This is a genomic window from Kitasatospora sp. GP82 (assembly GCF_029892105.1).
Lineage (GTDB): Bacteria > Actinomycetota > Actinomycetes > Streptomycetales > Streptomycetaceae > Kitasatospora.
The window spans coordinates 77,056-91,812 of the sequence record NZ_JARZAJ010000022.1; the positions used below are offsets into that span (position 1 = coordinate 77,056).

At 72.4% G+C, this 14,757-nt stretch carries 9 protein-coding genes; 5 read left to right on the top strand and 4 right to left on the bottom strand.

Going from position 1 to position 14,757, the window contains the following annotated elements; all coding sequences use genetic code 11:
* Positions 1-35 precede the first annotated feature (35 nt).
* Positions 36-1,583, bottom strand: coding sequence for an MFS transporter (locus P3T39_RS23350; RefSeq protein ID WP_280700607.1), 1,548 nt, complete (start codon positions 1,581-1,583; stop codon positions 36-38).
* Positions 1,584-1,828: 245 nt separating this feature from the next.
* Here P3T39_RS23350 and P3T39_RS23355 point away from each other — a divergent pair, with 245 nt between their 5' ends.
* The 3 genes from P3T39_RS23355 (at position 1,829) to P3T39_RS37615 (ending at position 4,342) form a co-directional block, all read left to right on the top strand.
* Entirely contained in the window at positions 1,829-2,560 is a 732-nt protein-coding gene (locus tag P3T39_RS23355) for a TetR/AcrR family transcriptional regulator (RefSeq protein WP_280700609.1), read from the top strand.
* A 265-nt stretch (positions 2,561-2,825) separates the two neighbouring features.
* Positions 2,826-3,509, top strand: a complete 684-nt coding sequence (locus tag P3T39_RS23360) for a ribonuclease HII (protein ID WP_280700611.1) — start codon at positions 2,826-2,828, stop codon at positions 3,507-3,509.
* Positions 3,510-3,949: 440 nt separating this feature from the next.
* Positions 3,950-4,342, top strand: coding sequence for a hypothetical protein (locus P3T39_RS37615; protein ID WP_348534381.1), 393 nt, complete (start codon positions 3,950-3,952; stop codon positions 4,340-4,342).
* Positions 4,343-4,572: 230 nt separating this feature from the next.
* Here the strand turns inward: P3T39_RS37615 and P3T39_RS23370 are convergent, their stop codons facing one another.
* Positions 4,573-5,154, bottom strand: coding sequence for a hypothetical protein (locus P3T39_RS23370; RefSeq protein WP_280700725.1), 582 nt, complete (start codon positions 5,152-5,154; stop codon positions 4,573-4,575).
* Between the two features lie 359 nt (positions 5,155-5,513).
* Positions 5,514-7,748 carry a DEAD/DEAH box helicase gene (locus P3T39_RS23375; protein WP_280700615.1) on the bottom strand — a complete coding sequence of 745 codons (2,235 nt, stop codon included), beginning with the start codon at positions 7,746-7,748 and terminating at the stop codon, positions 5,514-5,516.
* 220 nt (positions 7,749-7,968) lie between these two features.
* On the opposite strand from P3T39_RS23375, the gene P3T39_RS23380 reads away from it, so the two are divergent.
* Positions 7,969-9,621, top strand: coding sequence for a DUF4192 domain-containing protein (locus P3T39_RS23380; RefSeq protein WP_280700616.1), 1,653 nt, complete (start codon positions 7,969-7,971; stop codon positions 9,619-9,621).
* A 185-nt stretch (positions 9,622-9,806) separates the two neighbouring features.
* On the opposite strand, the gene P3T39_RS23385 is transcribed toward P3T39_RS23380, so the two are convergent.
* Positions 9,807-11,120 carry an alpha/beta fold hydrolase gene (locus P3T39_RS23385; RefSeq protein ID WP_280700618.1) on the bottom strand — a complete coding sequence of 438 codons (1,314 nt, stop codon included), beginning with the start codon at positions 11,118-11,120 and terminating at the stop codon, positions 9,807-9,809.
* A 1,426-nt stretch (positions 11,121-12,546) separates the two neighbouring features.
* Between P3T39_RS23385 and P3T39_RS23390 the strand changes: the two genes are divergently transcribed.
* A complete protein-coding gene (locus tag P3T39_RS23390) occupies positions 12,547-14,607 on the top strand; it encodes a glycogen debranching N-terminal domain-containing protein (protein WP_280700620.1) in 2,061 nt (686 codons plus the stop codon).
* Positions 14,608-14,757 lie beyond the last annotated feature (150 nt).

Here is a 14,757-nt window from a genome sequence, read left to right on the forward strand (position 1 = left end):
GGGCCGAGAACCAGAACCCGCCACCCGGCTGCCGGTCAGTGCATCGCCCCTACCGCGCCCTCGGTGGGCAGGTCACCGGGCTTGGCCTTGATCACGAACACGGCCACCAGCAGGGCGACGGCCGCCAGCGCGGCACCGACCACGAAGGCCTGGGATATGCCGTGCGCCAGGATCTCGTTGTACCAGCTGGTGCCGACGGCGAACTCGTGGCCGGCGGCGAACTGGGCCTTCTGCTCGGGTGTTCCATGGGCCATCAGATCGACGACCTGGGTCTTGGCCTCGTTTCGGGTCGCGGTGGCGAACACCGTGGTCAGGATCGACAGGCCCAGCGAACCACCGATCTGCTGCATCGAGTTGAGCAGACCCGAGGCCGCACCGGTCTCGTGGGCCGACACGCCTGCCACCGCGAGCAGCATGACCGGGACGAAGATCAGCCCCATACCGAAGCCGAAGACCACCGTCGGGCCGAGCACCCCGCCGATGTAGCTGCTGTCCGCGCTGGTCTGGGTGAGCCAGGTCAGACCGCTGGTGACCAGCACGGCGCCGCCTGCCATGAACGGCTTCGGACCGTACTTGGCCTGGAGCGCGGAGGCGAGCTGGGCGGCGATGATGATGGCCACACTGATCGGCAGGAAGGCCACACCGGCCTTCAACGGGCTGTATCCGAGCACTCGTTGGACGAAGATCGTGATGTAGAAGAAGATCCCGAACATGGCTGCCGCCAGGCAGAGCATCATCACCAGGCCGCCGGTGCGATTCCGGTTGGCGAACAGGTGCAGCGGCGTGATCGGCTGCGCCGTCCGCCGCTCGATGACCAGGAACGCCGCCAGCAGGACGGCGCCGAGCACGAAGGACCCCAGCGAGAGCGAGTCGCTCCAGCCGTCGGAGGCGGCCCGGATGAAGCCGTACACCAGGCCGACCAGGCCGAGTGTGGAGGTCAGCGCACCGGGCAGGTCGAACCTGCCCTGCTGGCGGTCGGACTCGCTGATGTACAGCGGCGCGGCGACGGCGATCAGGACGGCGATCGGGACGTTGACGAAGAACACCCAGCGCCAGTTGAGGTATTCGGTGAGCAGACCGCCTGCCAGCAGGCCGATGGCCGCGCCCGAACCCGCCACCGCGGAGAACACTCCGAAGGCCCGGTTCCGTTCGGGTCCTTCCGCGAAGTTGGTGGCGATCAGCGCGAACGCGGTCGGCGAGCAGATCGCGCCGCCGATGCCCTGCAGGGCGCGTGCGGCCAGCAGCATGCCGGAGTCCTGCGCCAGGCCCCCGAGCAGCGAGGCCAGACCGAAGAGCAGCACACCGGCGATGAAGACCTTGCGACGCCCGAGGATGTCACCCGCACGGCCACCGAGCAGCAGCAGCCCGCCGAAGGTCAGGGTGTAGGCGTTGATGACCCAGGACAGGCTGGTGTCCGAAAAGTGAAGGGCGTCCTGGATGTGGGGAAGTGCGATGTTCACGATCGTGGCGTCGAGCACGACCATGAGCTGGGTTGCCGCGATGACGGTCAGGGTGATGCCCTTGCGCTGTCCGCGACCGGCCTGCGGTGGTGCGGTCTTTCCCAACGTGCCCGAGATAGCCATGATGTGCCCCCTGCCGGCTGTTGCTGGTGAGTTCGGTTGTTGCTGCCGGCGCTGCGTGTAGTTACTCGGACTGCCCCCGCTGCCAGTGAACGTCCTGAATTGCAGCTGTGCCGAAAGCCTTGTGTGAAGCGCTGTTTGAAACCGGGTGCTCAGGTCGTGCGCTAGGAGTGAACGGGACCGTTCACTAAGCTTGACGCTAGCTGATGCGGGATTGTGAACGCAAGCGTTCTTTAGGATTGGTGGCGATGGATCAGATCGTGCGGCGGAGGACTGCCGGTGGTGACCAGGGCGAGACGTCGCCCGGGCGTGCGTCGGCGGGTGCTGCGGACGGTTCCGTGGGTGGCGGCGCAGGTGGTTCCGCAGGCGGCGTGGTGGGCGGGACGACTGCCGGGCCGGGGCGGAAGCGCGGCAAGGCACTGGAGGCCGCGATCTTCGATGCGGCCCTCGACCAGCTCACCTCCGGCGGGTTTGCGCGGATGACGATGGAAGGCGTGGCCGGTGCCGCGCAGACCGGGAAGGCCGCGCTCTACCGGCGCTGGGCCTCCAAGGCGGATCTGGTCCTGGACGCCCTCGGGTCCACTCTGCCACCCCCCGTGGACATCCCCGACCTCGGGTCCGTACGCGCCGAGTTGATGCAGCTCATGGCCTATTTCGGCGACGCGCTGGACTCCCGGGCCGGTACTGCGATGCGCGCCCTGATGGCCGAGCTGGACCACGAACGGGCCCGCGTCTTCCAGGACTTCATCATGGACCGGGTGATTCGACCCGCTGCCCTGGCCACCATGCAGATCCTCCAGCGGGGCGAACTCCGCGGCGATGTCAGACCCGGAGCCGCCACCCCGCTGGTCGCCGATGTCGGTCCGGCCATGCTGCTGTACCGGGCCAAGATCTGTCAGGGGCGACTGGATGCGGACTTCGGCCAGGCGCTGGTGGACGAGGTGCTGCTCCCGATGGTGAGTCCGGCGGAACGCCGTTAGCGCCTGTCCGGTCGAGGGCGTCCAGTGCTGGAGGGCGGGGAGGCGGTCGGGCTGTCCGGGGCGGGTCGGTCGGTTCGGTTCGGTTCGGGGCGGATCGGGTCGGTCGGATCGGGCCAGGGCGGTTCGGATCTGGCGGTTCGGTCGGTTCGGGGTGGCGCCGGTCGGTTCGGGCGGGTGCGGCGGGGTCCGCTGGGATTCCGCGGGACTCGGGGCGGGTGCCAGGACGTAGGCTGGAGGCGCCCAGGACACAGCCGAAGGACCTCCGATGCCGTACGACCCCCCGACCCACTCGGTCGAACGCTCACTCCGTCGGGCCGGTGCCCAGCTGGTGGTCGGCCTCGACGAGGTCGGACGCGGTGCGTGGGCGGGGCCGGTCACGGTGGGTGCGGCGGTGACGGGCCTGCGCAAACCGCCGGAGGGTCTGACCGACTCCAAGCTGCTGACCGAGCGTCGCCGTACGGCACTCGCCCCCGTTCTCGCGGACTGGGTCACGGCCTACGCCCTCGGGCACGCCTCGCCCCAGGAGTGCGACGAGCTCGGTATGACCGCCGCTCTGCGTCTGGCCGCCCTGCGCGCGCTGGAGGCGCTCCCGGTGCGGCCCGACGCGGTGATCCTCGACGGCAAGCACGACTATCTCGGCGGTCCCTGGCGGGTGCGCACCGTGATCAAGGGTGACCAGTCCTGCATCTGCGTCTCGGCCGCCTCGGTCCTCGCCAAGGTGTACCGCGACGGCCTGATGGCCGAGCTCGGCGAGCCGTACCCGGCGTACGGCTTCGCGGACAACGCGGGCTACCCGTCGCCGGTCCACCGGTCCGCGCTGGAGGAGTACGGGCCGACCGAGCACCACCGCATGTCCTGGGCCTATCTGGACGCGCTGCCCAAGTGGAGCCACCTGAAGCGGGGGAGAGCGGCCGAGCCGCAGGATGAGCAGCTCTCGCTCGGTTTCTGACGACTTGTCGCGACTTCTGACGGATCGTCCGCCCGCCTGTGCGGCGGGGTGATTGCGCTCGCGAACGCTCAACAGGTGGGGCGCCCATGCGCATTCGATCGGCATTTGATAGATATCCGGGTATGCCTGTCATCCCCGAGGAGCCGGAGATTCACGAGAGTATCCCGGGCCCCGGCGTTCCCTTCCCTCGCGAGTCGGACGCACACGCCCACCGAACGCCTGCCGTCGGCAGCGCGACCCCTTCCCCTGCAACCGTCCCCGGTAGCGGCACGTCCGGTGGCGGCGTGCCCGGCAGTGTGGTGCCCGGCAGTGTGGTGCCCGGGCCTCGGCCCGCGTCGCCGAGCCCGGCTCCGCCGCGCGCTGGCGCCCGACCGACACCTCCCCCGGCCCGCACGCCGATCCCCAAGCCCGGCCCCGGCCCTCGCCGCCCCACTCCCGAGGTGCGCCTCGTACCGGCGGCTGTACGGGAAGCCGTCGAGCGGGCGGACGAGGCGGTGGACCTCCTGCTGGAGTCCGGCCGCCGGCCCGGCGACATCCTGGTGCTGACGGTGGGTGAACCGCACCCGTGGCAGCAGCATGAGCTCTCCTTCGGGGAGGAGCGCTACTGGGCCCAGCTTGCCGAGGGCGACGACGTCTTCTACGCGGAGGCCACCGCGACCCGGCCGCTCCGGCGCGATGTGGTGGTGCTGGTCGTGAATGAAGCCCGTACCGCGCGAGTCCAGCAGGCGGCGCGCAAGGCACTCGGTCACGCCGGTGCGCTGCTGCTGGTCTGCGGCGAACCCGGGCTGGTGGAACCGATCTTCCCCGGCGCGAACCGTCCCGTCCCGGCCTGACGCAGCCTGTTCCGGCTCAGTACGGGCTCCTGAACGGGGCGCTCCGGACGGCCCTTTGCCGCTACGAACCGCCTGCGGCGGCCCGGTTGACCCGGGTCGCCGCGCCGCGTTTCCGGGCCTCCTCGGATCCGAGCTACGGCGGTGCGGTCAGCCCGCGGGCGGTCGCGCCCAGCAGGTCGGCCGGTGGCGGGTGGGTGGCGGGTAGTGGGCGGTCGGTGGGCTCGGGCTGCTCAGAGGGCTGCGATACGCCGGGCAGCCTCGATCGAGGTGACGGTGGTCGGCCGCCAGGTGCGCTCCTGGGCGGGCTCGCGGGCGGAACGCGGCGGGAGCTCGGTGACTGTGTGCTGGGGGCCCTCGGCCCAGGAACCCGAGTGCGGGTTGCGTCCACCTCGGCCGTCGCCGAGGGACTGCCATCCCGAGGGCGTCAGCGCAATGTAGGAACCGCAGCGCAGGCCGTGCAGCGTCGCCGCGTCGCGCAGCGCCCACATCCAGGCGCCGTCCTGCTCCGTCCAGTCGCCCGAGCCCTCGCGGCAGCGCAGCAGGACCGCCGTCCGGCTGGGCCGGGCCAGCCGCAGGTCGTGTGGGACGATCCGGCGCAGATGGGTGAGGATCGCGTTGCGATGATGCCAGCCGTCCTCGACATGCGGCCGGGGAGCGAAGGAGGCCGAGGCCGCAACGTAGTGCTGGGCGTCCAGCACGGCCACCACGGTGGTGCCCGGCTGGGGCAGGTGCAGCTGGTGCAGCTCGGTGACGAACTCGCGTGGAGCCCGCAGCAGCGGGACCCCGGAGTTGGTCCAGGTCTCCAGGTCGATGGTCCGTTTCCGGACCGATGGGAGCCGAGCTCGGTCGATACCGCTGATCGGGATCCTCCTCACCCGCCCACCGGGCGTACCGGTACCCGCGTACGCCGAAGGTCGGGTCCACTGGACCGGAGGCGGGGTACGGACCAATTCTCGGCTCAGACCGGCCCACCCGGCAACGACGACCTGACGCACGTCGCCCACAATCGGACGTTCTGCCCGACATATTCCGTGTTCCGACGGGTGCCATTCGGCTGACGGGCGGGGCGGTGGTCGAGGCTCCGGTCACCGCGCCCGTCGTCGGCAGGAGCACTTCCTGGGCGGTGGCCGACCGCTCGGGCCCGGCCTGCCGACCGGCAGGGCGGCCCTGGTCACGCCTGCACCGCCAGGACCAGCGGCAGCACCGCGCTCGCGCCGGCCTTCCGCAGCAGCCGCGCCGCCACCGTGACCGTCCAGCCTGAGTCCACCAGATCGTCGATCAGCAGCACCGGACCGGGCGTCGCGGCCAATGCCGAGGCCAGCTCGGCAGGCACCGTCAACGTGCTTGCGAGGGAGTTCAGCCGCTGGGCGCTGTTGCTTCGCGGACCGTGCGGTGGCCGCCCGGCTGCGTACTCCACCCGCCCCAGCAGCGGCAGGCGTCCGACCGCGGCGAGCTGCACGCCGAGGCTCTCCACCAGTGCGGGCCGGGTGGCGGAGGTCATGGTGACCACCCCGACCGGCCGGGCGAGCCGACTGCCGTCGGAGGCCTCGGGGCCGGCCCAGCCGCCGGGGCCGCGAGCCCAGTCGGTGAGGACGCTGACCAGAGCGTCCCGGACCTCGGCCGGGACGGGACCGTCGGGGGTCTGCTCGGCCAGCAAGGTGCGCAGCCTGGTGCCCCAGCCGATGTCCGAGAGTCGGCCGAGGGCCCGGCCGGTCTCGGCCTGCTCGCCCGCCGGGATCCTCCCCTTGAGCGGGACGCCGAGCGCGTCCATCCCGGTGGGCCAGAGCCGGCGCGGCTCGAAGGTCACACCGGGCCGTCCGAGTGTGGCCCTGGCGGCTGCCAGAGCCTCGGCGGAGACCTCGGGGGAGTGGCGCGGGCCCGCGCAGTTATCGCAGCGGCCGCAGGGCACGGCCTCCTCGTCGTCCAGTTGCCGTCGGAGGAACTCCATGCGGCAGCCCGTCGTCGCCGCGTACCCGCGCATCGCCCGCTGTTCGGCCTCGCGGGACTCGGCGACCTTGGCGTAGCGCGCCGCATCGTAGGCCCAGGCCGCGCCGGTGGCCGTCCAGCCGCCGCGCACCCGGCGGACGGCGCCGTCCACGTCGAGCACCTTGAGCATGGTCTCCAGGCGGGCCCGGCGGAGGTCGACCCGAGGCTCGAGCGCAGCCGTGGAGAGCGGGCGACCGGCCTCGGCCAGTGCGTCGATCGTCCGGCGGACCTGCTCTTCGGCGGGGAATCCGAGGGAGGTGAAGTACCGCCAGATGGCCTCGTCCTCGCGGCCGGGGAGCAGCAGGACCTCGGCTCGCGCCACGCCGCGCCCGGCGCGGCCGACCTGCTGGTAGTAGGCGATCGGGGAGCTCGGCGAGCCGAGGTGCACCACAAAGCCCAGGTCCGGTTTGTCGAAGCCCATGCCGAGGGCGGAAGTGGCGACCAGGGCCTTGACCCGGTTGGCCAGCAGGTCGGCCTCGGCGGCCCGCCGCTCGGCGTCCTCCGTCCGGCCGGAGTACGAGGCGACCTGGAAGCCGCGGGCGCGCAGGAAGTCCGTGACCTCGTCCGCGGCGGCCACGGTGAGGGTGTAGATGATGCCGGAGCCGGGCAGCTCGGAGAGGTGGTCGGCCAGCCAGGCGAGGCGGTGCGCCGGGTCGGGCAGGGGGAGGACGCCGAGGCTGAGGCTCTCGCGGTCGAGCGGGCCGCGCAGCACCAGGGCGCGGGTCTCGGCACTCGGGGCGGCTGTCGCGCCGGATCCGCTGCCGAGGGGTGAGCCCGTCCCGAGCTGCTCGGCGACATCGGCGGTGACGCGGGCGTTGGCGGTGGCCGTGGTGGCGAGCACCGGCACACCGGGGGACAGGTCGGCGAGCAGAGTCCGCAGACGCCGGTAGTCGGGCCGGAAGTCGTGGCCCCAGTCGGAGATGCAGTGGGCCTCGTCCACCACCAGAAGGCCGGTGGCGGCGGCCAGCTTGGGCAGTACCTGGTCGCGGAAGTCCGGGTTGTTCAGCCGTTCCGGGCTGACCAGCAGGACGTCCACGGCGCCGGCGGCGACCTCGGCCTGGATCCCGTCCCACTCCTCGGGGTTGGCCGAGTTGATCGTCCGCGCATGGATCCCGGCCCGGCCGGCCGAGTCCACCTGGTTGCGCATCAGGGCGAGCAGTGGAGAGACGATCACGGTCGGGCCCGCGCCGCGGGCGCGCAGCAGGGCGGTGGCGATGAAGTAGACGGCCGACTTGCCCCAGCCGGTGCGCTGGACCACCAGCGCGCGCCGGTGGTCGATGACCAGGGCCTCGATCGCTCGCCACTGGTCCTCGCGCAGCACCGCGTTGGGGCTGGCCAGCTCGCGCAGCACGGCCTCGGCCTGAGCCCGGACGGCGGCGCGGTCGGGGGCGGTGTCGTTGGCGTCGATAGGTGCGTGCATGGCTCCATGAATACCGGGTGGCACGGACAGTCGGCGAACCGCAGGAAAGTGCGGAATTGTGCGTATCGGCAGACAGTCTGTTTAATATGTCTCAATTGTCCTGACATGTAGGCAATATGCTCTCACTCGAATGAGCGAGTTATTGCTGGACCCCCCGATTTGTCCACAGGGGGAAGAAGGCTTCGGCCGGCGAGGTCAGGCCTGGGGCACGCTTCCCGGCATGAACGAAGAACGCATTCCCACCGTGCCGCAGGAGCCCATTCCGGGGCAACTGCCCAACCAACCGCCCGTCCGGATGCGCGGCCCGGCCGACATGGCCGAGATGCTGCCCTACCTGCTGGGTTTCTTCCCCGACGACAGCATCGTCGCCGTGGGCCTCCAGGGGCCGTCCCTCCACCAGGGCGGGGTGATCAGGGTCGACATCCCCGAGGACACCGCTCAGTGGCAGCCGATCGCGGCGGACACGGCCCGACTGCTGGTCGAGCTGTCCGAAGAGCGCGACCGCCGTCCCGACCAGGTACTGCTCTACCTCTGCCGAGATCCCGCAGAGGCCGACGGCGGCGGGCCCGGCGGCGGGGAGGGCGGCGGTCGCAGCGTGGTGGCACAGCTCAAACCACTGGCGCAGCATCTGGCGCAGGCCTTCCGCAGTGAGGGCGTGGTGGTGAAGGAGTCCCTGTGCGTCTCGGCCGGCCGCTGGTGGTCCTTCCTCTGCGAGGGGACGGGCTGCTGCGACCCGAGCGGCGTGCCGGTCCGTCCGGCGAGGACGGCGAGCCCGGCGGCTGCCGCGGCCACCTTCGCAGGATTGGCCCCCAGGGGCAGCCGGAAGTCGATCGTCGCGAGCCTGGCTCCGATCGGGGCGCCCGGCGACGAGCCACAGCGCTTGGCGATCGAGCGGGCGGGCCCGCAGCTGCTTCACGAGATGACGGAGCCCGGCGGCCGCCAGGTCGCACTGGTCCGGACGGTGGAGCTGCTCGACGAGGCCATGGCCGAGTTCCAGGCGGGGGCCCGCGAAGTCACCCCCGAGTGTGCGGCCCGGCTGCTGGTCGGCCTGCAGGACAGGCTGGGCCGGGACCGGGCTGCCGAGTACGCCGAGTCGGAGGAGCTCGGCTCGGCCCAGCGGCTCTGGCGCTTCCTCGCGCAGCGGTGCGTCCCCCCGTTCGAGCACCTCGCCGTGGCCCCACTGACTCTGCTCGCCTGGACGTCGTGGCTCGCGGACGACTCCGCGACGGCCCGGGTCGTGTTGGCGAGGGCGCTCGACCTCGACCCCGAGTACACGCTGGCGCAGCTGCTCTACGACTCGCTCAACGGCGGGTTGCTGCCGGACCAGCTGCTGGACAGCGTGCGCAAGGAGCGAGCCGGCCGCCGCAATTCGGCTCCGCCCGTCGGGCCTTCGGCGGCCGGGCCGCCGGCCGCGCCCGTCGGGCCCCCGCCGGTGGTCGATCTCCCGGCCCCGCCGATCGGCGCACCGCCGGGTCGTCGCCGGGGCGTTGACCGGCCGACACCCGACGGCAGGCACACCGCGCAGCACACGGGCAATGCTCCCGAGGAGCTGTCGGACGGTGAGGAGGACGGCCCAGTTGCCCTGGCCGAGGCGTCTCCCGACGGAGAGATCGCAACGGGACCCCTCGGCGCTGACAAGGAGCGCGTCCTGGGAGAGGGTTGGGCTCCCGAGCGCGGACGCAGCTCGTCGAACGGGCGGGCGGATCCGGGTGAGCCGCGACACCTCGGCCGGGGCGGCCTGCGCAGCCAGGTCCGCCAGGCCGGGCGGCGGCTGTCCGGCAGACTCCGTTCCGCGGCCCACGGAGTGACGACCGTTCAGCGTGATGGTGTCACGCAGCGCAGGTTCCCGAACGGCGGCAGGGGGCCGACATGACCGGGTCCGCCACGCTCCGGGTGGCCGCACCGGCCTGGTTGGGGGCCGCGCTCACCCACCGGCGGTCAGCGCAGCAGTGCAGGCACAGCGTGTCTCCGGCCGGGCGGGCCGCCCGCCTCGGCCGGCGGCCCGTAGCCCGGCCATGGCCTGCCCACCTGCGACTCGCCGGGCAGTGGCCCGCACGGCTACAGCTCGCCGCGGGCCATCCTGATCAGCCGGTCCAGCACCGCACCACCGCTCACCCGCAGGCCGTCGTGCTCCCACTCGTTGGTCACCCAGGTGCGCAGCCCTCGGACGGCCCGCGCCGTCGCCAGAGAGTCGGCGGTGTCCACGTACATGTCGTCGTGGTACACCGCAGCCACCACCGGCACCTGATTGGCGGCCAGCTGCTCCGTGTCGTACAGATCGGGCCAGTCACCGCGCTCCGCCAGCAGCTCGGCGGTCTCGCGAAGAGGCTGAAGCGCGGGGTCGGTCTCGAACAGCGCCGGGTAGATCATCTCGCCGGTGAACAGCACCGGACGGTCCGACGCCAGCGCCTGCCCGGCGTCGAACTCCGGAAACTCCTTGCGGACGCGCTCCGCCGCCCAGCCCGTACCGGCCGGGGCCACCGAGCGCTGGCCGTAGATGGATTCGTGCAGCAGCGCGTACAGCGGCCCGTGGGTGAAGGACAGCTGGGCCTGGACGCCGGCGAGGAAGGTGTCCGACAGATCGGGGCCGTCCACGCCCTCGACCCAGGCCTCCTCAAGGAGGTAGTGCAGGGTGTGAGAGCCGGTCCCGGAGCCGAGCAGCATGCCGAGCCCCTGGAACGCCTGAACGGTCAGCACGCCCCCGTCGGGGAGTCGGGCCGGCGCCTCGACCAGGTGGGCGGCGATCGTCCGTACACGGGCCACGTCCTGCGGGTAGCGCGCGTAGTGCGCCTCGTTCTTCCGCGCCACGCGCGGGTACGCGGCGCGGTACACGTCCTCCGCAGAACTGCTCAGCCCGGCCAGACCGCCCGTCACGAATGCCTCACGCAGGCCCTCCGGGGCCAGCGAGAGGTAGGTGAGCGTGCAGAAGCCGCCGAAGCTCTGGCCGAGCAAGGTCCAACGGTCCTCACCGCCGAGCAGCCGACGGCGGATCAGTTCGGCGTCCCGGACGATCGAGTCGGCGCGGAAGTGGGCCAGGTAGTCCGCCTGCTGCTGAGGGGTGCCGCGCCGGGCCAGGGTCTGCCGATTGGCCGGGGTGGAGCGTCCGGTGCCGCGCTGGTCGAGCAGCAGCACTCGGTAGTCGTCCAGAGCACGGGTGAGCCAGGTGTCCCGGCCCAGCGGCCGTCCGGCCTTGCCGCCGGGGCCGCCCTGCAGGAACAGCAGCCATGGCAGCTTGTCCGTCTCCCGGCCTGCGGCGACGACCTCGCGGGCGTAGACCTCGATCTGCTCACCGTCCGGAGCCCGGTGATCAAGCGGCACCTGGAAGAAGCGGTCGGTCGTGACGATCCCGGGCAGCCGGCTGGCGATGGACATGCAACTCCTCGGTATGTGCTGGTCACGGGCGCGTTGCAGCGGATACCACCGGGGTTCCGAGTGAGAGGCCCGCCGCCCCCGCACCGTATCCTGACGCCCTACCGGAGCCGGTACGGCGGGCAGACGCAGGGAGGCGGTCCGCGTCGGGGGCTCGGCTCCGTTCGTTCCGTCCAATTGTCCTCGGCTGCGGATCGGCTGCCCTGACCGGGTTCTTGAGGCAGCTGTCCGAGCCGGTGGTCCGAACCCGCGTGGCCCGGTGGTGGATTCGGCAGTACTGGACGCCAGGGGCCCAGTTGGGGGTGCCCGCCGCCGGATCGGCGTGACCTGGGGGACATGCGGTGCGTTCATCCTGCGGGCGCCGCCCTCGGGGTGTTGCCGCCGGCTCGGTGCCGGGCGTTCGGGAACGGAGGCACGGAGGACAGGCGGTGACGTTCCCCTCGGAGGGCTGCGACGGTCCTCGGAAGGCCGGACTGCGCGGTCGGATGACACACAGGCGGCCGGGCACGGTGCATGGCCGACCTGGCCCGACCTGCCCGCCGACTCAGGTCGGGCAGACCAGGCAGGGAAGGTTAAGGGGCTGGTGGGGGCAGCTTCGAGGAAGGGCGGAAGCCCGGCCGCTGACGGGTGGTTCACCTGCCCCAGTGGCTTGGCAGCATCAGATCGCGATCGAGCACGCTCGCGGCCGACCGGCAGCGCCGTCACCGGTCGGCCGAGATAGGAGAGCCAGGTGACCGGCATGAGGCCACCGGAGGCAGGGGCGCAGACAGTGTCGGCGACCGCACCACCGTCCGTACCTTCGTCGTTCGATCACGGCCCTGCCCCGGCACCGGCTGCTCCACCTGCATCGGCTCCCCCAATGGCACCAACCGCCCCAGCGGTGCTGGTCTCGCCGTCGGGGTCCGGCACCGACACCGACTCGGGGCCGATCGAATCGTCGGCTGCGCGTTGGCCCGATGTTCCCGCCGCGCCGCCAGGAACATCGGCCACCGAATTCGCTTCAGCCACTTCCTCGGCGGACGGGGCGACCAGCCCCGGCCCGGCCGACGGCCTTGCCAGTACTGCTGCCCCGACCGCCGGGAGATCGTTCGACATGCCTTCGCCCGACGCAGCTGCTCACGGCACCCCGCTACCTGCCCTGCCACTGCCTGCCCCGCCACTGTCTGCGAGAGCTCTCGCTGCCTCGCCGCTCGGAGCACCACCGTTCGGAAAGCCTGCAACCGGCCCTGGTCATCCGGGGGCAGCCCCTGCCGGAGCGTCCCCGCACGGGGTCTCAGCCGGTGAGGCACCACGCCCCGCCGCGCGCCCCGAGCAGCAGGGCACGGGGCAGCTGCGTCCGCCAACCCAGGCACGTCCGCAACCGGCACCCATGCACGCCGCTGCCCAGACCTTGGCGCACTCTGCGGTCCTCTGCGTCAACGCTCCGGCAATGGCCGTCTCCGGGGCCGACGGTCAGCTCCGTGGGCAGAGTCTCCATGGCTTCTACCGAGCCGGCATCCGGGTCCTGGCCCGAATGGAGCTGCGGTTGGGCGGCATCGAGCCGCTGCCGCTCCAGGGCGCGCTGACCTCGACTGCCGAGGCCCGCTTCGTCGGCGCTGTCCGGATCCCCGGAGACCCGGATCCGGACCCGGCGCTGACCGTCGAGCGGCTCCGCCACGCCGATGGTATGGAGACGATCACCGTACGCAACACGGGTGGCCGTCCCGCTCGACTCCCGCTGGAGATCGCGCTCGGCACGGACCTCGGCCTGCTCGCCGATATCGCCGCAGGGCGGCGTCTCGCCGATCTCCCGGGTCAGGTCCAGTCGGCCGGACTGCGCTGGGCAGGGCAGGGCCACAGCGCCACGGTAGCGGCCCGCCCGTCCCCGCACGCTGTGCTGGCCGGAGCCGGGATGCTGCGCTGGGAGTTGGAGGTGCAGCCCGGTGCCCGCTGGTCGGTCGAGTTGCGGACGGGGTTCGAGACTTCGGCACCGGCGGCCCTCCGCCCGCCCATCGGCCGGGCACAGGGGGTCCCGCTGCCCTGGTCGGAGCCGGAGGTGCGATGCGACGACTCACGGGTGGAACGGCTCCTCCCGCGTTCCCTCGGTGCACTCGGGGGTCTGCTGCTCGCTGACGCCGACCGGCCGACGGACCTCTACTCGGCGTCCGGAGTGCCATGGCGCTTCGGCCTCACCGCAGCCGATGCGCTCTGGGCAGCCAGACTGACCCTGCCCCTCGGCACTCGGCTCACATCCGGGACGCTGCGGGCCCTGGCGCGCCGTCAGCACCCGGGCAGTGGCTCGCCCGGCTCGCCGGGCCAGCCCAGTCCGGGTACCTCGAACGCCTCCGCTGCGCCCTCCGGGCCGACCAGCGCGGCGCAGGGTCCGTGGTCCCGGCCCGAAGGCCTCCTCCCGGGCGGACTGCGACACGGTGGCCCCGAACTACCGCCGTCCTCCACGGCCACCGAGGCCACGCTGCTCTTCGTGACCGTGCTGGCCGAGGCGTGGCGCTGGGGCCTGCCTGAACAGGAGGTCGCCGAGCTGCTCCCGGCTGCCGAACGGGCCCTGGCCGCCCTGCGGGCCAATGTCAGCGACGCCTCGGGCGGCTTCCCGACCGCCGGTCCGGGTGGCTTTGTGACCGACCTCGGACGCTCGGCCGAGGAGCGGGCCGCCCGCCCGTTGCCCGCGCGGTGCGAGGTGCAGGCCCAGGCGTACCGGGCCGCGCTGCACGGGGCCGAGCTACTGGACGCCTTCGGCCGCCCCGGTGCCGGAGAGTGGCGTACCTGGGCGGCTGGGCTGCGCGAGCGGTTCCGAGAGGAGTTCTGGATCGACGACCTGTCAGGAGGTCGTCCAGCAGCAGCACTTGCTGGCCCTGGCCGTCCACTGCCCACCGTCGCCGCCTCCCTGGTGCACCTCCTCGACCTGGGTCTGTCGGCTGACGGCGCCCATCACGAGGGTCTGCTCGACCGCGAGCAGACCCGGACTCTCGCTCAGCGGTTGGCGGCCCCCGAGTTCGACTGCGGCTGGGGCCTGCGCACCCTGAGCGCGAAGTCGCCCCGGTTCAACCCGCTCGGGCACCGCAGCGGGGCCGTGCGGGTGCACGAGACCGTGCTCGCCGTGGCAGGCCTGGCCGAGGCCGGGTTCGAGCGGGAGGCCGGGGCGTTGCTGGAGGGCCTGTTGGATGCCTCGACGCACTTCGAAGGGCGGCTGCCCGAGATGTACGCAGGGGAGCAGCGGGTGGCGGACTGTCCACCAGTGCCGCATCCGGCGGCCTGCCGCCCTGCGGCGGTATCGGCGGCTGCGGCGGTCCACTTGGTGCTGTCGCTCGCCGGGGTGCGCCCCGACGTGCCCGCAGGGCGGGTGGTGGTGCGCCCGGCCAGCACGGCACCGGTGGGGGAGTTGGAGCTCGCCGGGCTGCGGGTGGCGGGGGAGCCGTTCTCGGTCCGGGTCAGCCGGATCGGCGTCGCCGTGGTGGAGGAGGCATCGTCGGCGCTTCAGCTGGGGACGCGCTGAGAGAAGCTGGCAGGGCAGGGCAGGGCAGGGCAGGGCAGGGCAGGGCAGGGCAGGGCAGGGCAGGGCAGGGCAGGGCAGGGCAGGTGTGGTGCTGCTGGTGGCCGACTGCGGACGAGGTGCCGTCGCGCCGCGATACTGCGAGATATCGCA

What these genes read in the sequence shown, in the direction of transcription:
- P3T39_RS23350 (WP_280700607.1), bottom strand. Translation starts at nt 1,583, where the DNA reads ATGGCTATCTCGGGCACGTTGGGAAAGACCGCACCACCGCAGGCCGGT.
- P3T39_RS23355 (WP_280700609.1), top strand. Translation starts at nt 1,829, where the DNA reads ATGGATCAGATCGTGCGGCGGAGGACTGCCGGTGGTGACCAGGGCGAG.
- P3T39_RS23360 (WP_280700611.1), top strand. Translation starts at nt 2,826, where the DNA reads ATGCCGTACGACCCCCCGACCCACTCGGTCGAACGCTCACTCCGTCGG.
- P3T39_RS23375 (WP_280700615.1), bottom strand. Translation starts at nt 7,748, where the DNA reads ATGCACGCACCTATCGACGCCAACGACACCGCCCCCGACCGCGCCGCC.
- P3T39_RS23380 (WP_280700616.1), top strand. Translation starts at nt 7,969, where the DNA reads ATGAACGAAGAACGCATTCCCACCGTGCCGCAGGAGCCCATTCCGGGG.
- P3T39_RS23385 (WP_280700618.1), bottom strand. Translation starts at nt 11,120, where the DNA reads ATGTCCATCGCCAGCCGGCTGCCCGGGATCGTCACGACCGACCGCTTC.
- P3T39_RS23390 (WP_280700620.1), top strand. Translation starts at nt 12,547, where the DNA reads ATGGCCGTCTCCGGGGCCGACGGTCAGCTCCGTGGGCAGAGTCTCCAT.